Annotated in this window: 17 protein-coding genes; 16 read left to right on the top strand and 1 reads right to left on the bottom strand. The window is 63.7% G+C overall.

Features of this window, described 5'->3' with window-relative positions:
- The first annotated feature begins 108 nt into the window (after positions 1-108).
- From AC0L2X_RS19205 to AC0L2X_RS19135, 15 genes are all read left to right on the top strand, one after another.
- Complete coding sequence (locus tag AC0L2X_RS19205; protein WP_473560676.1) at positions 109-1,635, top strand: ABC transporter substrate-binding protein; 1,527 nt, start codon at positions 109-111, stop codon at positions 1,633-1,635.
- 224 nt (positions 1,636-1,859) lie between these two features.
- Positions 1,860-2,867, top strand: coding sequence for an ABC transporter permease (locus AC0L2X_RS19200; RefSeq protein WP_473560674.1), 1,008 nt, complete (start codon positions 1,860-1,862; stop codon positions 2,865-2,867).
- On the top strand, positions 2,860-3,708 hold the full coding sequence (locus AC0L2X_RS19195) for an ABC transporter permease (protein ID WP_473560673.1): 849 nt from the start codon (positions 2,860-2,862) through the stop codon (positions 3,706-3,708). The genes AC0L2X_RS19200 and AC0L2X_RS19195 overlap by 8 nt, the downstream gene beginning before the upstream one ends.
- Complete coding sequence (locus tag AC0L2X_RS19190; protein ID WP_473560672.1) at positions 3,705-4,595, top strand: ABC transporter ATP-binding protein; 891 nt, start codon at positions 3,705-3,707, stop codon at positions 4,593-4,595. Before AC0L2X_RS19195 ends, AC0L2X_RS19190 begins: the two co-directional genes overlap by 4 nt.
- On the top strand, positions 4,588-5,418 hold the full coding sequence (locus AC0L2X_RS19185) for an ATP-binding cassette domain-containing protein (RefSeq protein WP_473560670.1): 831 nt from the start codon (positions 4,588-4,590) through the stop codon (positions 5,416-5,418). The genes AC0L2X_RS19190 and AC0L2X_RS19185 overlap by 8 nt, the downstream gene beginning before the upstream one ends.
- A gap of 81 nt (positions 5,419-5,499) precedes the next feature.
- The gene (locus AC0L2X_RS19180) at positions 5,500-6,099 is read left to right on the top strand and encodes a VOC family protein (RefSeq protein WP_473560669.1); all 600 of its coding nucleotides are present in this window, start codon (positions 5,500-5,502) and stop codon (positions 6,097-6,099) included.
- Positions 6,100-6,241: 142 nt separating this feature from the next.
- On the top strand, positions 6,242-8,536 hold the full coding sequence (locus AC0L2X_RS19175; protein ID WP_473560666.1) for a bifunctional salicylyl-CoA 5-hydroxylase/oxidoreductase: 2,295 nt from the start codon (positions 6,242-6,244) through the stop codon (positions 8,534-8,536).
- Entirely contained in the window at positions 8,533-9,306 is a 774-nt protein-coding gene (locus tag AC0L2X_RS19170) for an SDR family NAD(P)-dependent oxidoreductase (protein WP_473560665.1), read from the top strand. The genes AC0L2X_RS19175 and AC0L2X_RS19170 overlap by 4 nt, the downstream gene beginning before the upstream one ends.
- Positions 9,300-9,770 carry a MarR family winged helix-turn-helix transcriptional regulator gene (locus AC0L2X_RS19165; RefSeq protein ID WP_473560664.1) on the top strand — a complete coding sequence of 157 codons (471 nt, stop codon included), beginning with the start codon at positions 9,300-9,302 and terminating at the stop codon, positions 9,768-9,770. The genes AC0L2X_RS19170 and AC0L2X_RS19165 overlap by 7 nt, the downstream gene beginning before the upstream one ends.
- The gene (locus AC0L2X_RS19160; RefSeq protein WP_473560662.1) at positions 9,767-10,579 is read left to right on the top strand and encodes an enoyl-CoA hydratase family protein; all 813 of its coding nucleotides are present in this window, start codon (positions 9,767-9,769) and stop codon (positions 10,577-10,579) included. Before AC0L2X_RS19165 ends, AC0L2X_RS19160 begins: the two co-directional genes overlap by 4 nt.
- Positions 10,580-10,810: 231 nt before the next feature.
- Positions 10,811-11,959 (top strand): acyl-CoA dehydrogenase family protein, encoded by a 1,149-nt coding sequence (locus AC0L2X_RS19155; protein ID WP_473560661.1) that lies wholly within the window; start codon positions 10,811-10,813, stop codon positions 11,957-11,959.
- 74 nt (positions 11,960-12,033) lie between these two features.
- A complete protein-coding gene (locus tag AC0L2X_RS19150) occupies positions 12,034-12,429 on the top strand; it encodes a RidA family protein (protein ID WP_473560659.1) in 396 nt (131 codons plus the stop codon).
- A 174-nt stretch (positions 12,430-12,603) separates the two neighbouring features.
- Positions 12,604-13,395, top strand: a complete 792-nt coding sequence (locus AC0L2X_RS19145) for an ABC transporter substrate-binding protein (RefSeq protein ID WP_352565195.1) — start codon at positions 12,604-12,606, stop codon at positions 13,393-13,395.
- A gap of 109 nt (positions 13,396-13,504) precedes the next feature.
- The gene (locus tag AC0L2X_RS19140) at positions 13,505-14,179 is read left to right on the top strand and encodes an amino acid ABC transporter permease (protein WP_292656040.1); all 675 of its coding nucleotides are present in this window, start codon (positions 13,505-13,507) and stop codon (positions 14,177-14,179) included.
- Between the two features lie 30 nt (positions 14,180-14,209).
- Positions 14,210-15,502: a cysteine desulfurase-like protein gene (locus AC0L2X_RS19135; RefSeq protein WP_473560657.1), complete on the top strand. Its 1,293-nt coding sequence runs from the start codon at positions 14,210-14,212 to the stop codon at positions 15,500-15,502.
- Here the strand turns inward: AC0L2X_RS19135 and AC0L2X_RS19130 are convergent.
- Positions 15,433-16,305, bottom strand: coding sequence for an NAD(P)H-dependent oxidoreductase (locus AC0L2X_RS19130; protein ID WP_473560656.1), 873 nt, complete (start codon positions 16,303-16,305; stop codon positions 15,433-15,435). The genes AC0L2X_RS19135 and AC0L2X_RS19130 overlap by 70 nt on opposite strands.
- Before the next feature lie 94 nt (positions 16,306-16,399).
- Between AC0L2X_RS19130 and AC0L2X_RS19125 the strand changes: the two genes are divergently transcribed.
- Positions 16,400-17,320, top strand: a complete 921-nt coding sequence (locus AC0L2X_RS19125; RefSeq protein WP_473560655.1) for a LysR family transcriptional regulator — start codon at positions 16,400-16,402, stop codon at positions 17,318-17,320.
- Positions 17,321-17,341: the final 21 nt, after the last annotated feature.

The following is a 17,341-nucleotide window of genomic DNA, read 5'->3' as shown; positions in this document are numbered from 1 at the left end:
GCACCATTTTTCATCCAGGGGTGAAGGAGGACAAGGCGCGGTTGCCCAAGGAGCCTGAACCCACGAAACGACAACGACACCGCGCATAAAAGCAACAGGGGAACGACCATGACAATCAACAGACGAGAATTGCTCGGATATGGCGCGGCGGCACTTGGCGCAACGGCGCTCGGCCTGCCGCAAATCGCCAAGGCTGCCGGCGAACTGACCATCGCCTACAATGTCAACCTGCCGTCCTGGGACCCGACCACCGGGCCTTCGGCCGTCAACCCGACCATCCAGGGCCTCTACCAATCGGTGTTCGACCAGTTCATCCCGCAGAAGCCGGATCTTTCCTTCGCGCCCGGCCTGCTCACCGAATGGGGCTGGAACGAAGATCGCGGCAAGATCATGATGACGGTGCGCGAGGGCGTGAAATGGCATGACGGCTCGCCATTTACGGCCGAAGACGTGGTCTGGTCGCTGCAGCGGGCGGGCGACGAAAAGACCGGCAACCCGATCCAGTTCGTCTGGAAGAACGTCAACAACTTCAAGATCGACGGCAACAAGATCACCGGCGATGTCGTGCAGTTCGACCCGGTGTATTTCAAGTGGATGTCGTTCCTCACCGGCTACATCATGCCGAAGGCCTATTACGAGAAGGTCGGCGCCGAAGGCTTCGAGAAAGCTCCGATCGGCACCGGACCCTATATGGTCGACAAATTCGAGCGCAACGCCTTCCTGCGGCTTAAAGCCAACCCGAACTACTGGGGCGGCAAGCCGGCCTTCGAAAACGTGACCATCAAGTTCGTCACCGATGCGGCGAGCCGCGTCGCCGAGATCGAGTCCGGTTCCTCGCAGGTGACGCTGGAAATTCCTTACGAGGAATATGACCGCCTGATCGCCAAGGACGGGCTTGCCGGCTCGTGCAAGAATGTTTCCGACATCGGCATGATCTTCTTCAACGACATCGACGTGATGCTGGACAAGAACGTCCGCCAGGCAGCGGTGATGGCGGTCGACAAAAAGCTTTTGGTCGATCGGTTGCTGCGCGGCTACGGCCAACCCATAGATACGCTGGAGACACCGGAATACGCCGCCTACGATGCGTCGATCAAGGTCGAGCACAATCCGGAAAAGGCCAAGGAATTGCTGGCCGCATCCGGCTATTCGCCGGAAAAGCCGGTCAAGTTCACGATACAGACGACCAAGGGCTTCAAGCCCAAGGATTACGAGATGATCCAGGCGATCGTCGGCATGTGGCGCAAGGTCGGTATCGAGGCGAAGATCGAGGTCTACGAGATCGCCAAGCACTACGAGCTGCGCGCAGCCGACAAGCTGGCGCCGGCGGCCTTCTACAATTGGGGCAATGCCATCGGCGATCCCACGACGTCGACCGGCTTCGCCATGTATGGCCCAAGCCCGCATTCGGTATGGGACAGTCAAGACCTGATCGACATGATCAACCCGCTATGGGGCGAGAAGGACGAGGCCAAGCGCATCGCCGGCTGGAAGGCCGTCGACAAATACATCGCCGAACAGGCCTATGTGCTGCCGCTGATCCAGTATGCGCAGCCGATCGTGCATGCCAAGGGCGTCAACGTCGTACAGCATGTGTCGGGCGCACTTCTGCCGGCGCTGATGAGCCCGGCCTGAGATCAGCGCGAGGAGGCCCGCGGTCGCAAGATAGCGTGCCTCCTCTGCTTGCGCAGGCCCCCTCATCCGGCCCTTCGGGCCACCTTCTCCCCAGCTGGGGAGAAGAGACTGGCTCAGCCGTCAGCGACCTCTTCTCCCCTCGGGGAGAAGGTGGCCGCGAAGCGGCCGGATGAGGGGGCCTGTTCGTTCCATCAGTCACTGAAACGCATTAGGCTTAAGCCAGAATGCTGCTGCAAAGATTCCTGATCCGTCTTCTGACGATGGCGATCACGCTGTTCGGTGTGGCCGTCGTCGTCTTCGTCGTCATCCGCGTCGCGCCGGGCGACCCAATCGCGATGATGCTGCCGCCCGGCGCGACCGATGCCGACATCGCCCGGCTGCGCGCGCTTTACGGGCTCGACAAGACCATCGTCCAGCAGTTCTTCATCTGGCTGGCCGGTGTCGTCAGGGGCGATTTCGGCACGTCGATCTCACTGCGTCAGGACGTGCTTGGGTTGGTCTTCAATCGCCTCCCGGCGACGCTGGAACTCGCCACCGTCGCGCTCCTGATGGCGGTGGCGATCGGCGGCACGACGGCGATCCTCGGCGCGCGCGAGCGCGGCACAGCGGTCGAAGCCGGCATCGACATTGCGAGCGGTGCGGCGCTCTCGATTCCCGATTTCCTGTGGGGCCTGGTGCTGATCCTGCTGTTCGGCGTGCTGGTGCCCATCTTCGACATTTCCGGCCGGGTGTCGCCGCAGCTCGACCTGCCCTTCGCCACGCAATTCTATCTGTTCGAAAGCATCGTGCGACTGCGCTTCGACCTGACCAAGGATTTGCTGGCGCACGTGCTGATGCCGGCCGTGGCCTTGGCGCTGCCGCTGGCCGCCATCATCTCGCAGTTGCTGAAACAGTCGCTCAAGGAAGTGCTCGACCTCGACTATGTCGTGCTGGCGCGGGTAAAGGGCTTTTCGGAAACGCAGGTCATCCTGCGCGAGGCGCTGAAGAACGCGGCGCTGCCGACGCTGACGCTGGTCGGCGTGCAGTTCACCTTCCTGATCGGCGGTACGGTCATCGTCGAGCGGCTGTTTTCCTATGAAGGCCTCGGCAATATGGCGATCGATGCCGTCATCAACCGCGACCTGCCGCTGATCCAGGGCATCGTGCTGGTGTTCGCGCTGTTGTTCGTGCTGATCAACCTTGCCGTCGACATGATGTATGCGCTGCTCAATCCGAGGCTGCGCCATGGATGAGGCCCGTATTTCAAGACATGGCTCGCGGGCACGCCTGTGGCTGGCCGGCGGCTGGCTGCTGATTGCGCTGCTGGCCGCAATTTTCGCGCCGCTGGTCGCACCGCAGGACCCGCTGGCGCAGGATTTGATGCTGGAGCGGCTGCCGCCGATCTGGCTGACCGGTGCAGAGCCCGGCTACTGGCTCGGCACCGACAGCCTCGGCCGCGACCTGCTCTCCCGGCTGATCTTCGGCGGCCGCATCGCCTTCATCGTCGCCTTCGCCGCCGCGATCGCCGCCTGCCTGGTCGGCTCGACGCTCGGCCTGATATCAGGCTATTTCGGCGGCTGGGCCGACCGCATCATCTCGCGCATCGTCGATGTCTGGATGGCGTTCCCGCCGGTGCTGTTTGCCATCCTGCTGGTCGCCGTGCTCGGTACCGGCTTGAGCTCGGTCATCATCGCCATCGCCGTCATCGACTGGACGCGCTTCTGCCGGGTGATCCGCGCCGAGGCGATGGGCCAGTCGCGAATGGACTATGTCGAGAACGCCCGCATCGCCGGCTATGGCCGCATCGGCATCATGCTGCGCGAGGTGCTGCCCAATGTGGTGCCGTCGATCGTCGCACTGCTGTCGCTTGAGATGGGCATTGCCGTCATCGTCGAGGCGATCCTGTCCTTCGTCAATCTGTCGATCTCGACCGACGATCCGACCTGGGGCGGCATCATCGCCGAGGGCCGCCTGTCGATCCATCAGGCCTGGTGGGTGCTGGTGTTCCCGCTGGTCACCCTGATCCTGACGGTGCTGTCGTTCAGCCAGTTCGGCGAAGGTCTCAGGGCACGTTTCGATCCGGTGCTGCGATGAACGCGCCCGCGAAACCCTGCCTGGACATACGCAGCCTTAGCGCGGTGCTGCCTAATGGCTTGCGCGTGCTGCGCTCGGTGTCGCTAGCCGTCGGGCCCGGAGAAGTCCGGGCGCTGGTCGGCGAGAGCGGCGCCGGCAAGACGATGATCGGCAAGGCGGTGCTCGGCGTGCTGCCACCCAGCGTACGCATCGTCGAAGGCGATATGCTTTTCGAGGGCGAGGACCTCGGCAAGCTCCAGCCCAGGGCACGGCGCACGCTGATCGGCGCGCGCACGGCGCTGATCCCACAGGATCCCTTGACCGCGCTCAATCCGTCGCGCCGCATCGGCCCGCAGATGACCGACCGGCTGGTGCGCATCCTGCGCTGGAGCGGCGAGAAGGCCGATGCACGCATCCGGCAATTGCTGGACGAGGTGCAGATCCGCGATCCCGAGCGTGTCCTCAAATGCTATCCGCACGAGCTGTCCGGCGGCATGCGCCAGCGCGTGCTGATCGCCGCGGCGTTCGCAGCCGAACCAAGGCTGATCGTCGCCGACGAGCCGACCACGGCGCTCGACGTAACCGTGCAGAAGCAGATCCTGCGGCTGATCGCGCAATTGCAGCGCGAGCACGGCACGGCGATCCTGTTCGTCACCCACGATCTCGGCGTCGTCGCCAAGATCAGCCAGAAAGTTTCCGTGCTCTATGCCGGCAAGGTGGTGGAGGAGGCCGAGACGGCTGTCCTCTTCGCCGCCCCGCAGCACGCCTACACACGGGCGCTGATGGCGGCGACGCCGCGCTACACCGATCCGCTTGCATCGCTGAAACCGGTGGACGAGGCGGTATTGGCCGGGCTTGCTGCGGAGATCGCTTCTGCCGATCAGGCCTGGAGGCGACCGCATGACTGAGCCGCTGTTTTCCGTACGTGGGCTGAAGGTCGCGCTGCCCGACATGACGCGCAAGCCGCTGATCGGTCGCGCGCCAATGGCCGAGATCCTGAAAGGCCTCGATTTCGACCTGCCAAGGGGATCGGTAACCGGCATCGTCGGCGAATCCGGCTCCGGCAAATCGACGCTTGGCCGCGCGCTGGTGCGGCTTTTGGAGCCGAGCGCCGGCACCGTCACCTTCGACGGCCGCGACATCACGCATCTGGCGGAGAATGAGCTGCGGCCGCTGCGCCGCAATCTGCAGATGATCTTCCAGGATCCGATGTCGTCGCTCAACCCGCGCCGCACCATTGCCAGCATCATCGCAGCACCCCTCAAGCAGAACGGCCTTGGCGATAATCTCAAGGCGCGCGTCGCCGAGGCGTTGAAGCGCGTCGGGCTGCCGCAGAGCTTTGCCAGCCGCTACCGCCACGAATTGTCGGGCGGCCAGCGCCAGCGTGTCGGCATCGCCCGCGCCCTGGCGCTGTCGCCGAAATTCGTGCTGGCCGACGAGATCGTCTCCGGCCTCGACGTCTCGACCCAGGCGCAGATCCTCATGCTGCTGGAAAAACTCGCCGCCGAGATGGGCCTCACCATTGCCTTCATCAGCCATGATCTGTCGGTGATCCGGCGGCTCTGCAGGCAAGTGATCGTCATGCGCGAAGGCGCGATCGTCGAAGCCAGCGCGACGGATACTTTGTTCGAGAAGCCTCAGCAGGCCTACACGCGCGACCTCCTCGCCGCCATTCCGCTGCCCGAGATCGATGACGCTTGGTTGCTGCCCGCCGCAAAGGCGCCGGCATGAAACACAATCCTATTCGCACGCCGAAGGGCGGGCCTCGGACGTGCGTCGACAAGTCAGCTCGCGAAACGGAGGAGAACTGGAATGAAATACGCGATCAGAAACACGATGCTTGCGGCAGCTCTGCTCGGCTCGATGGGGACAGCCTCGGCTGATTCGATACCCGGCATGCGTGGCCACGACCACACCGGGGTCACCGTCCCCGACATGCAGCAGGCAGTCGAGTTCTTCACCGAAGTGGTTGGCTGCAAGAAGGCGATGTCGTTCGGCCCGTTCGCCGACGACAAGGGCACGTTCATGCAGGATCTGCTGGGCGTCGATCCCAAGGCGGTGATCGAGGAGATCACCCTGGTCCGCTGCGGACACGGGTCGAACATCGAGCTGTTCAAATACACTGCGCCGGACCAGAAGGACCTGACGCCTCGCAACAGCGACATAGGCGGCTTCCATATCGCCTTCTATGTCGACGACATCGCCGCCGCAAAAACCTATCTTGACGGCAAGAGCGTCAAGACGCGGATGGGGCCGCTGCCGGTTACCGAAGGCCCGGCCGCAGGCCAGACCATCCTCTACTTCCAGGCGCCTTGGGGCTTGCAGTTGGAAGCGATCAGCTATCCCAATGGCATGGCCTATGAAAAAGATGCGGAGACGGTGCTGTGGAGCCCGAAGAACCCGGAAAAATAGTCCGGGCGTCCCTGGCCTGCGCAAGCCGATTGCCGGCAAGCTGGGTTTCCGAGGCGGATTGTTTCAATCCTGAAACTTCAAGCTTGAATTAATCCGCCTCAGGCGTAAACTCGACGGACAGAAGCGAAGAGGAGATCGCACGATGAAAGTTGCGGTTCTCGGCGGCGGACCAGCCGGGCTCTACTTTGCCATCTCGCTGAAGCTCAGGGATGCCGCGCATGAAGTGACGGTGCTCGAGCGCAACCGTGCCGATGATACGTTCGGCTGGGGCGTCGTGCTGTCGGCCGAAACGCTGGAGAACCTGACCAAGAACGACCCGGTCAGCGCCGTCTGGATCCGCAAGCACTTCGCCTATTGGGACGACATTGCCGTCATCCATGACGGCGTGCGCACGGTCTCGACCGGCCACGGCTTTTGCGGCATCGGCCGCAAGCGGCTGCTCACGCTGCTGCAGCGGCGGGCGCGCGAACTAGGCGTCAAGCTGGTCTTCGAGACCGACATCGCCGATCCCAAGCCGTATATGGAGACGCACGATCTGGTCGTCGCCGCCGATGGGCTGAACTCGAAAGCGCGGGGCGCCTTCGTCGACGTGTTCAAGCCCGATATCGACATCCGTAAATGCAAGTTCGTCTGGCTCGGCACCCACCAGAAATTCGACGATGCCTTCACCTTCATCTTCGAAAAGACCGAGCATGGCTGGGTGTGGGCGCATGCCTACCAGTTCGACAGCGATACCGCGACCTTCATCGTCGAATGCAGCGAGCAGACCTGGCAGCGCTTCGGCTTCGGCGCGATGTCGCAGCAGGAATCGATCGCCGTCTGCGAGCGCATCTTCGCCAGGCATCTGGGCGGCCACGCGCTGATGACCAACGCCAATCATATCCGCGGCTCGGCGTGGATCAATTTCCCACGCGTCTTGTGCGAACGCTGGTCCTACAAGAACCTGGCGCTGATGGGCGACGCGGCGGCGAGCGCGCATTTCTCGATCGGCTCCGGCACCAAGCTGGCGCTGGAAAGCGCGGTTGCGCTGGCCGACTATGTCGAGTCCGAGCCGGGCCTCGATGCGGCCTTCCGCAAATATGAGGATGCGCGGCGCACCGAAGTGCTGAAGCTGCAGTCGGCGGCGCGCAATTCGCTCGAATGGTTCGAGGAGGTCGAGCGCTATCTCGGCCTCGATCCAGTGCAGTTCAACTATTCGCTGCTGACCCGCTCGCAGCGCATCGGCCACGAAAATTTGCGGCTGCGCGATGCCGAATGGCTGGCCGGCGCTGAAGAATGGTTTCAGCGCCAGGCCGGAGCCGGCGGCAACAGTCTTCGTCGCGCGCCGATGTTCGCGCCGTTCCGGCTGCGCGACATGACGCTGCAGAACCGCATCGTCGTCTCGCCGATGGCGCAGTACAAGGCCGTCGACGGCTGTCCGACCGACTGGCATTTCGCCCATTACGCCGAACGGGCCAAGGGCGGCGCCGGCCTCCTCTACATCGAGATGACCTGCGTCAGCCCGGAGGGCCGCATCACGCCTGGCTGCCCCGGTTTCTATGCGCCCGAGCATGAGGTCGCCTGGAAGCGGCTGGTCGAGTTCGTCCATGGCGAAACCGAGGCCAAGATCTGCGCCCAGATCGGCCATTCGGGTGCCAAGGGGTCGACCAGGCTCGGCTGGCAAGGAACCGACGTGCCGCTGCCCTCGGGCAATTGGCCGGTCATGGCAGCGTCTTCCGTGCCGTGGTCGCTGGAAAACCAGGTGCCGAGGGCGATGAACCGCGCCGACATGGATATGGTGCGCGACCAGTTTGTCGCCTCGGCCGAGATGGCGGCGCGCTGCCGCTTCGACATGCTCGAAATACACGCCGCGCACGGCTATCTCCTGTCCTCCTTCATCACGCCCCTGACCAACCGGCGTACCGATGCCTATGGCGGCTCGCTGGAAAACCGCATGCGCTATCCCTTGGAAATCTTTCATGCGGTGCGCGCCGTGTGGCCGGCCGAGAAGCCGATCTCGATGCGCATCTCCGCCAATGACTGGCTCGGCATCGAAGGCGTGACGCCGGCCGATGCCGTCGAGATCGCGCGGCTGCTGCATGAGGCCGGCGTCGACATCTGCGACGTGTCGGCCGGCCAGACTTCGGCCGTGGCAAGACCGGTCTATGGCCGCATGTTCCAGACACCGTTTTCCGACCGCATCCGCAACGAGGTCGGTATGGCGACGATGGCGGTCGGCAATATCTACGAGCCGGACCATGTCAACTCGATCCTGATGGCGGGCCGTGCCGATCTCGTCGCACTGGCTAGGCCGCATCTTGCCGATCCCTACTGGACGCTGCACGCGGCCGTCACGCTTGGCGATCGCGGCGTCAAATGGCCGGATCCCTATCTGCCCGGCCGCGACCAGCTCTACCGGCTGGCCGAACGCGAAGCGGCAGCGGGGCTGAAAGTATGAGTGCCGCGACGACGATTTCGGGGCGTCATGCGCTGGTCACCGGCGGCGGCTCCGGCGTCGGCCGGGCGATCGCGCTGGCGCTTGCCGGCGCGGGCGTTAACGTGACCATCTGCGGCCGGCGCGAAGCGGCGCTGGCTGCGGTTGCCGCCGAGAACAAGCGCATCTTCGCCAATGCCGCCGACGTCGCCGACGAGGCATCGATGGCGTCGCTCTACGAGGCCGCGGAAGCGGCACGCGGACCGTTCGACGTCGTCGTTGCCAATGCCGGCATGTCCGGCAGCGCCCCGGCGCAGCGGACCTCGCTGGCAGACTGGCAGCGCACGCTCGACGTCAACTTGACCGGTGCGTTTCTGACTGTGAAGCCGGCGTTGGCCGGCATGGCAGTGCGCAAGACTGGCCGTATCATCTTCGTCGCCTCCACCGCCGGACTGAAAGGCTATCCCTATGTTGCAGCTTACGTTGCCGCCAAGCATGGCGTCGTCGGCCTGATGCGGGCACTCGCCGTCGAGACCGCCAAGTCCGGCATAACAGTGAATGCCGTGTGCCCAGGGTTTGTCGAAACCGAGATGCTGGAGAGCGCCGTCCAGCGCATCGTCCAAACGACCGGCCGCTCGTCCGAGCAGGCACGGACAAGCCTTGCCGCGACCAACCCGCAAGGCCGCTTCATCCAGCCGGAAGAAATTGCGGCCGCGGTACTTTATCTGTGTGGCGACGCCGCCCGGTCGATTACCGGGCAGACGATTTCGATCTCCGGAGGTGAGACATGGTAGCCGGTCCCCTGCCTGCCCCGTCCGGACCCGGCAAAGACCGCCTGCGGCTGTGGATACGCCTGCTGCGCGCCTCGCGCACCATCGAGGCCGAGCTGCGCGAACGCTTGCGGCAAGAGTTCAACACGACGCTGCCACGCTTCGACGTGATGGCCGCGCTCTACAGGGCGCCTGAAGGCATGCTGATGAGCGACCTGTCGCGCTTCCTGCTGGTGTCCAACGGCAATGTCACCGGCATCATCGACCGGCTGGTCTCGGAAGGGCTGGTGATGCGGGCCCGACGCAATGGCGACCGCCGCACTTCGATGGTGCGGCTGACCGAGGAAGGGTCGAGGACTTTCGCCGTAATCGCCGCCGCGCATGAGAAATGGGTCGGCGAGTTGCTGGGCAATGTGAGCGAGGACGAGGCGCGCCGGCTGACCGGCATGCTGACCTCCTTCCGCAGCAATTGGGAGGGACGGGAATGACGAAGATGGCGGGCCGCAAGCCGAAGCATTTCCAATGGCAGGTCGAAGGCAAGGTCGCAAAGATCCGGCTCGACCGGCCCGAACGCAAGAACCCGTTGACCTTCGACAGCTATGCCGAATTGCGCGACACTTTTCGCGACCTCGTCTATGCCGACGACGTCGATGCAGTGGTGTTCCTGCCCAATGGCGGCAATTTCTGCTCGGGCGGCGATGTCCATGAAATTATCGGCCCGCTGGTCAAGATGGACATGAAGGCGCTGCTCGCCTTCACTCGCATGACCGGCGATTTCGTCAAGGCGATGTTGAATTGCGGTAAGCCGATTGTTGCGGCGGTCGACGGCGTGGCGGTCGGCGCCGGCGCGATCATCGCCATGGCTTCCGATATCCGCATCGCAACGCCACAGGCCAAAACGGCTTTCCTGTTCACCCGCGTCGGCCTTGCCGGCTGCGACATGGGCGCCTGCGCGATCCTGCCGCGCATCATTGGCCAGGGCCGCGCCGCCGAGCTGCTCTATACCGGCCGCACGATGAGCGCCGAGGAAGGCGAGCGCTGGGGCTTCTACAACCGGCTGGTCGATGCCGCAACGCTCGAGACCGACGCGCTCAACATGGCCGCGCGCATCGTTTCCGGCCCGACCTTCGCCCATGGCATGACCAAGACGCAGCTGAATCAGGAATGGTCGATGGGGCTTGACCAGGCGATCGAAGCGGAAGCCCAGGCGCAGGCGATCTGCATGCAGACCCGTGACTTCGAGCGGGCGTACACGGCTTTCGTCGCGAAGGAAAAACCGGTGTTCGAGGGGGATTGAGAATGATCGCTTCCATGGCCACGCTGGCGGGACAGCACCCCCCTCTGGCCTGCCGGCCATCTCCCCCTCAAGGGGGGAGATCGAATGTCGCTGCGGCTTTCGCCAATCGCCACCGCCGCAAGATAGGAGCCGACGCCGGAGCTGCCAATCTCCCCACTAGAGGGGGAGATGTCCGGCAAGACAGAGGGGGGCGCCGTGGAGCGGCAGGGCCGGAGAACTGTGGAGGCAGAAATGCCTGACCGTTCCTTCCTCTCCTGGCCGTTCTTCGAGGATCGTCACCGCGAACTGGCAGAGCGGCTGGAGGCATGGTGCGCCAAGAACCTGCCGGTCGCGCATGACGATGTCGACGCCGCCTGTCGCGAGCTGGTGACCAAGCTCGGCAAGGACGGCTGGCTGAAGCCGACGGGGCTCGATTCCGACAACCCTGCAGCACTCGACGTGCGCACGCTCTGCCTCACCCGCGAGACGCTGGCCCGGCATGACGGGCTGGCCGATTTCGCCTTCGCCATGCAAGGGCTCGGCACTGGTGCGCTCAGCCTGTTCGGCTCGCCCGACCAGCAGAGCTGGCTGGCGAAAACACGGGCCGGCAAGGCGATTTCGGCTTTCGCGCTGTCGGAGCCGCGCTCGGGCTCGGACGTTGCCAATATGGAAATGACGGCCACGCGTGACGGCGACAGCTATCTCCTATCGGGCGAAAAGACTTGGATCTCCAACGGCGGTATCGCTGACTTTTATGTTGTCTTTGCCCGTACCGGCGAGGCGCCCGGCGCCAAGGGGCTTTCCGCCTTTGTCGTGCCTTCCGAAACCGAGGGGCTGATCGTTGCCGAGCGGCTGGAGGTGATTGCGCCGCACCCGCTCGCCCGGCTGTCCTTCGACAATGCACGCATTCCAGCCTCGGCGCTGATCGGCAAACCCGGTGACGGTTTTCGCATCGCCATGTCCGTGCTCGACGTGTTCCGTTCGACCGTCGGCGCAGCGGCGCTCGGCTTTGCCCGGCGCGCGCTGGACGAAAGCATCACAAGAGTGGCCGAGCGCAGCCTGTTCGGTGCGCCGATGGCCGAGCTGCAGATGGTGCAGGGCCACATCGCCGACATGGCGCTGGATGTCGATGCCGCCGCGTTGCTGGTCTATCGTGCCGCCTGGACCAAGGACATGGGCGCGGCTCGGGTTACCCGCGAAGCCGCCATGGCCAAGCTGTTCGCTACCGACAAAGCGCAAGAGGTGATCGACAAGGCTGTGCAGCTGCATGGCGGCGACGGCGTCCGCAAGGGCCATATCATCGAAAGTCTGTATCGTGAGATCCGGGCGCTGCGCATCTACGAGGGAGCGTCCGACGTGCAGAAGGTGGTGATTGCACGGCAGGTGATGGGGGCGGCCTGAGACCGGAGTTGTGTGGAAGAATTGATTGTCTTTGAGTTTTAAGCGACCGGATTTGAGCATTGGGAGGTTTTGACATGCACACCATCCTGCAGCCGGAAGGCTGGGCGAAACCCGTCGGCTACGCCAATGGCGTTACCGCGCGTGGGCAGCTTGTCTTCGTCGGCGGGCAGGTCGGCTGGAACGGACAGGGCCGCTTCGAGACCGATGATCTTGTCGGCCAGGTGCGGCAGACGCTGGCCAATATTGTTGCCGTGCTCGCCGAGGCCGGCGCCACGCCTGATCATATCACCTCAATGACCTGGTACTTTACCGACAAGGCGGAATATCTGGCCAATCTCAAGGGGATCGGCGAGGTCTATCGCGAGGTGATCGGCCGGCATTTTCCGGCGATGGCCGCTATGCAGGTGATGGCGCTTGTCGAGGATCGCGCCAAGGTTGAGATCCAGGCCACGGCGGTTATTCCGGAGTGACGGCAACACGCGGCAATTTTTTAAGCTTAAAACTTTCGCCTTGAAAAGCACGGTACTTTGGATAGCATCGATCTTACGACTGCCGTGCCGGGAGGGCTTTCCGGCAGTCCGGTCACTTGGCGTATCAAAGCCGTGCGGGGCCAACCCGTCCGATCACAACCAGAGGGAACGAAAATGAACTTCACCCGTCGCAACCTGCTGCTTCTTGCTGCCGCCATCGGCATCGCCGGCGGCCCGGCCTATGCCGAAGGCACGCTGAATGTCGGCGCCTATCCGACCAATCCGCCTTTTGAATACAAGAACGAGAGCGGCACGTTCGAGGGTTTCGAAGTCGACATCATCAATGAGGCGGCAAAGCGTATCGGCATGACCACTGATATCGCCGACCTCGGTTTCCAGGCGCTGTTCGCTGCCACCACCTCGAAGCGCATCGACGTCGCCATCTCGTCGATCACCATCACGCCGGAGCGGCTGAAGTCTCAGTCGTTCACGCAGCCCTACTATGATTCCGACATGGGCATCGCCGCGAAGGCCGACAGCCCGATCAAAGCCGAGGCCGACCTCAAGGGCAAGATCGTCGGCGTGCTGTCCGGCTCGACCGGCGAAGCCTGGGTCAAGGCCCACCAGGAAGCGGACGGGTTCAGTGACGTCAAAGGCTACGACACGCAGCAGAATTTGCTGCTCGATCTCAGCTCCGGCCGCGTCGATGCGGCGGTCAGCGATATTCCGGGCCTGGAATATTCTTTCACCAGGATGAAGGATCTCGCCGTAAAAGAGCGCATCAAGACCGGCGAGCAGTACGGCCTGATGATGACCAAAGACCACCCGCTGCTCGGCAAGCTGAACGACGCGCTGACCGCGATGAAGAAGGACGGCACGCTGGCCGCGATCCACAAGAAGTGGTTCGGCAGCGACGCACCTGCCGAGTCCTCGACCGTCAAGGAAATGCCTATGCCGAAGGCCTGAGCGGCAGTTCGCGCTTAAATGTCGTGCCGGCTTTCGTGCTGGCACGATTTTCGGATTTCGGGCTCGGGCTCGAGCGTCGCGGGACGCCAAACGTTTCGGGAATGCTGCGATGTCGCTGCTGGACACCTTCTTCAACGCCGACGTCATGGTCTCCAGCCTGCCGGCGCTGCTGCGCGGTTTCCTGAACACGCTGTTGCTTGGAATCATGAGCATCGGCATCGGTATTCCCGTCGGCCTCGCGATCAGCCTGGTGCGGCTCTATGCGCCGAAGCCGCTTCGGTTACTGGCTGTCGGCTACATCGACATTTTCCGGGCGATGCCGGTGCTGGTCGTGCTGATCCTGATCTACTATGCGCTGCCGTTCCTCGGCATTCGCCTGTCATCGTGGACGTCCGCGGTGATGGCCTTCGCCATCATCATGGCGGCCTATTCGGCCGAGGTGTTCCGCTCCGGCATAGAGAGCATTCCGCGCGGCCAGTTCGAGGCGGCGCAGGCGCTCGGCCTGCCGTTCTTGCTGACATTGCGCAAGGTGGTACTGCCGCAGGCGATCCGCGTGGTCATTCCGCCAATGACGAGCAATTGCGTTTCGATGTTCAAGGATACTTCGCTCGCATCCACCGTGGCGCTGCCCGAACTGCTGAAGGAAGCGACCAACGCACAGTCGCTCTATGCCAACCCCTCACCGCTGATCGGCGCGGCGCTGGTCTACCTCATCTTTCTCTGGCCGATGGTCCGTCTCGTCAGCCTCCTTGAACGCCGCTTCCAAACCGAAAAGACCCGCTGAATCTGTCAGCGCACTTCGCAGGAGACGACCTTGAACCAGCATCAGATTTCGAAAACCGGCGATGCCGCAGCTTTCCCGGTCGAGACGATCCGCGCCATGTTTCCCGCCTTGCAGCAGGCGGGCGACTTCGTCTTCATGGACAATGCCGCCGGCGCGCAGATCCCGCAAAGCGTACTCGATGCGGTCACCAACCATTTGGTCGCGCATAATGTGCAGCGCGGCGGCCGCTATGGCCGCAGCGTCACCGTCGACCAAGCCGTCGCCGGCGCGCGCGAAAGCGTGGCCTTGCTGATCAACGCCGCCAACCCGGCGGAGATCTGTTTCGGCATGAACGCCACTTCGTTCATCCGCCTGGTCAGCCTCGGCATCGGCCAGATGCTTTCCGAGCGACCAAACGAGGAGCGTGATGAGATCGTCGTCACCGACATGGACCACGACGCCAATATCGCGACGTGGCTGGCGCTGGCGCCCGCCGGCGCCAAGTTCAAATGGTGGCGGATGCGCGAGGACGGCAATCTGCATGTCGACGATTTGCGCCCGCTGGTCTCCGAGCGCACCCGGCTCGTGGCCTGCACGGTGACGGCGCATTCGATCGGCTCGATTGTCGACGTTGCCTCCGTGGCTGGGATTGCGCATGCGGCAGGCGCTGAAGTGTTCCTCGACTGCGTGCATTACGGACCGCACGGGTTGATCGATGTGCAGGCTTGGGATTGCGACTATCTGGTCTGCTCCGGCTATAAGAATTTCTCGCCGCATATGGGCTTCCTGTGGGGCCGCTTCGAAACGTTGAAGCGCTTGCCGACCTTCCGCGAGGATTTCATCCCCGACGAGCCGCCCTACAAGATCGAGGCCGGTACCTTCATTTACGAGAACGTCTCCGGCATGGATGCCGCGGTGCGCTACCTCGAATCGATCGGCCGCAATTTTGCTCCAGCCAATAACCGGTCGCGCCGCGACAACATCGTCGCCGGCATGAATGCCATCCGCGACTACGAGCAGGTGCTGGCGCGCGAAATGCTGGCGGTGCTCAAAGATTGCGGCGCTACGATCTACGGCGTTGCCGAAGAGGCACGCCTCGGCGAGCGCGTGCCGACCTTCTGCTTCAACATCGGCACGCTGTCGCCGCAGAGGATCGTCGAGGAGATGGCCGAGATGCAGATCGGCATCCGCGACGGCCACATGTATGCGCCGCGCCTGATGAAGCGGCTCAATCTCAGCATGGACAGCGGCGCCGTGCGCGCCTCGCTGGTGCATTACAATACGATCGAGGAAGTCCGGCGCTTCGGCGAGGCGCTGCGCACCATCATCGCCCGGCTGTCCTGATCGGGCTGGCCGGCGGCGCCGGCGCGGTTCTCGTGAAGCGCGAAGGCGGTCGCACCCGGGTTCTCCAGGCCCGGGCGCAATTGCATGCTTGGGATCAAGTAATCGCCGCCATTCTGCTGCCGATAAGGAATGGGCCGGATTGTCTCGAGCGTCCGCATCCTCTCGCGCAGTCGCTCCGCGGCAGGCTCGAAATCGGCCTCCCCGAAACGGTCCACCCTGTAGACCACGAACGGCGGAAGCACGTCGTAGCCCGGATAGTAGAGAATCCCGTGATTGATCGGGAACAGCAGGTCGTCGATCGGGCCGTTGACGCCGCGGGCGGAATAATGCTCCTCCCAGCCGCCGGTGGTCACGATCAGCATTGCGCGCTTGCCGGCGAGCGTTCCCTCACCAAAGCGGTCGCCCCACCGCTTGTCGCTGTGCTCGCCGACGCCATAGGCGAAGCCGTAGGCGTACACCCGATCGACCCAGCCCTTGAGGATCGCCGGCATGGCGTACCACCACAGCGGGAACTGGAGGATCAGGGTGTCGGCCCATAGCAGCTTGCCGATCTCGGCTTTGACGTCATTGGTCAGAGTGTTCGTCGCGAAAGCCTTTTTGGAGGCGCCGGCCGGCAGGAAACGTGCTTCGGGCGGCCACGACGGAAAGTCGGCACGGTCTACCTCGGATTTCCAGCCATCGGCATAGAGGTCGGACACCCGCACCTCGTGGCCCTGGGCCTCGAGTTCCCTGATGGCGACGTCACGCAACGCGCCGTTGAGCGAACGCGGTTCAGGATGAGCAAAAACAAGCAGGACTTTCATGGGTCTACTCCGAAGAAGGGACGATAGACACCAAAAGTAGCCAGCCGTGGGCTGATCCACTATATGCAGGAAATGTATAATATAATGCCGAATAATGGATAGATCGGACGTCACTCTCGAGCGCATGCGCACCTTCGTTCGGGTTGCCGAGCGCGGTAGCCTCTCGGCTGTGGCGCGCGAACTCGGAGTTGGGCAGTCGACAATCACACGGCATTTGCGGGAACTCGAGGAGGCCGTCGGAGTACCCTTGCTCAGCAGGACCACCCGGCGCGTCACGATGACCGACGAAGGCAGCCGTTACTATGCCGACAGCGTCCAGATCCTGCGCCTCGTTGAGCAGGCCGGCGACGAGGCGCGAGGCACGCGCGGCGCATCGGCCGGCACGATCCGGATATCCTGCACGGCGGCGCTCGGGGTCTTGCATGTCAGCCGGCTGATCTTCGCCTTTCAGGACCGCTATCCCGACATCGGCATCGATCTCAGCCTCACCGACGACCGCATCGATCTTGTGCGGGAGGGCGTCGATATCGCGCTTCGCCTCGGTCCGCTCACCGACAGCTCGATGAAACTGCGGGCGCTCGGCCAGTCCCGACGTCTGCTGGTGGCGGCGCCGGCCTATCTGGCGGCGCGCGGCAGACCGGCTGTCCCGCAGGATCTGCCTGGCCATGAAGGCATCCGGATGTCGAACATCGCGGGAAGCGACATGCTCGTCCTGCAGGGGCCGGGCGGCGAGACCTTTGCGGTGCCCTTTGGCGGGCGATTTCGTGTGGACCATGGGCTTGCCGCGCGCGAAGCCCTTGTCGCCGGACGCGGCATCGCACCCGCGCACCACTGGCTTGTCGACGATCTCCTGGCGGCCGGCCGGCTGGAGGTGGTCATGCCGGGCTATTTTCCGCCTCCGGTCCCGCTGAGCATGCTGATCGTTCCGGAGCGTGCGGGCATTGCCCGGGTGCGGCTGCTGGTCGACTTTCTCGTCGAGCAGATCTCCGGCATTCCGGGGATCGAGAAGCGGTAGCCGGCCGGCAAACCTCGCCGG

This window comes from Mesorhizobium sp. WSM4828, assembly GCF_055811175.1.
Note: the sequence above shows the minus strand (reverse complement) of the source record. Positions and strands in the feature narration are given on the sequence as shown.

Bases quoted from the DNA above. Each gene is read 5' to 3' on its own strand.
- AC0L2X_RS19205 (WP_473560676.1), top strand. From the start codon at position 109: ATGACAATCAACAGACGAGAATTGCTCGGATATGGCGCGGCGGCACTT.
- AC0L2X_RS19200 (WP_473560674.1), top strand. From the start codon at position 1,860: ATGCTGCTGCAAAGATTCCTGATCCGTCTTCTGACGATGGCGATCACG.
- AC0L2X_RS19195 (WP_473560673.1), top strand. From the start codon at position 2,860: ATGGATGAGGCCCGTATTTCAAGACATGGCTCGCGGGCACGCCTGTGG.
- AC0L2X_RS19190 (WP_473560672.1), top strand. From the start codon at position 3,705: ATGAACGCGCCCGCGAAACCCTGCCTGGACATACGCAGCCTTAGCGCG.
- AC0L2X_RS19185 (WP_473560670.1), top strand. From the start codon at position 4,588: ATGACTGAGCCGCTGTTTTCCGTACGTGGGCTGAAGGTCGCGCTGCCC.
- AC0L2X_RS19180 (WP_473560669.1), top strand. From the start codon at position 5,500: ATGAAATACGCGATCAGAAACACGATGCTTGCGGCAGCTCTGCTCGGC.
- AC0L2X_RS19175 (WP_473560666.1), top strand. From the start codon at position 6,242: ATGAAAGTTGCGGTTCTCGGCGGCGGACCAGCCGGGCTCTACTTTGCC.
- AC0L2X_RS19170 (WP_473560665.1), top strand. From the start codon at position 8,533: ATGAGTGCCGCGACGACGATTTCGGGGCGTCATGCGCTGGTCACCGGC.
- AC0L2X_RS19165 (WP_473560664.1), top strand. From the start codon at position 9,300: ATGGTAGCCGGTCCCCTGCCTGCCCCGTCCGGACCCGGCAAAGACCGC.
- AC0L2X_RS19160 (WP_473560662.1), top strand. From the start codon at position 9,767: ATGACGAAGATGGCGGGCCGCAAGCCGAAGCATTTCCAATGGCAGGTC.
- AC0L2X_RS19155 (WP_473560661.1), top strand. From the start codon at position 10,811: ATGCCTGACCGTTCCTTCCTCTCCTGGCCGTTCTTCGAGGATCGTCAC.
- AC0L2X_RS19150 (WP_473560659.1), top strand. From the start codon at position 12,034: ATGCACACCATCCTGCAGCCGGAAGGCTGGGCGAAACCCGTCGGCTAC.
- AC0L2X_RS19145 (WP_352565195.1), top strand. From the start codon at position 12,604: ATGAACTTCACCCGTCGCAACCTGCTGCTTCTTGCTGCCGCCATCGGC.
- AC0L2X_RS19140 (WP_292656040.1), top strand. From the start codon at position 13,505: ATGTCGCTGCTGGACACCTTCTTCAACGCCGACGTCATGGTCTCCAGC.
- AC0L2X_RS19130 (WP_473560656.1), bottom strand. From the start codon at position 16,305: ATGAAAGTCCTGCTTGTTTTTGCTCATCCTGAACCGCGTTCGCTCAAC.
- AC0L2X_RS19125 (WP_473560655.1), top strand. From the start codon at position 16,400: ATGGATAGATCGGACGTCACTCTCGAGCGCATGCGCACCTTCGTTCGG.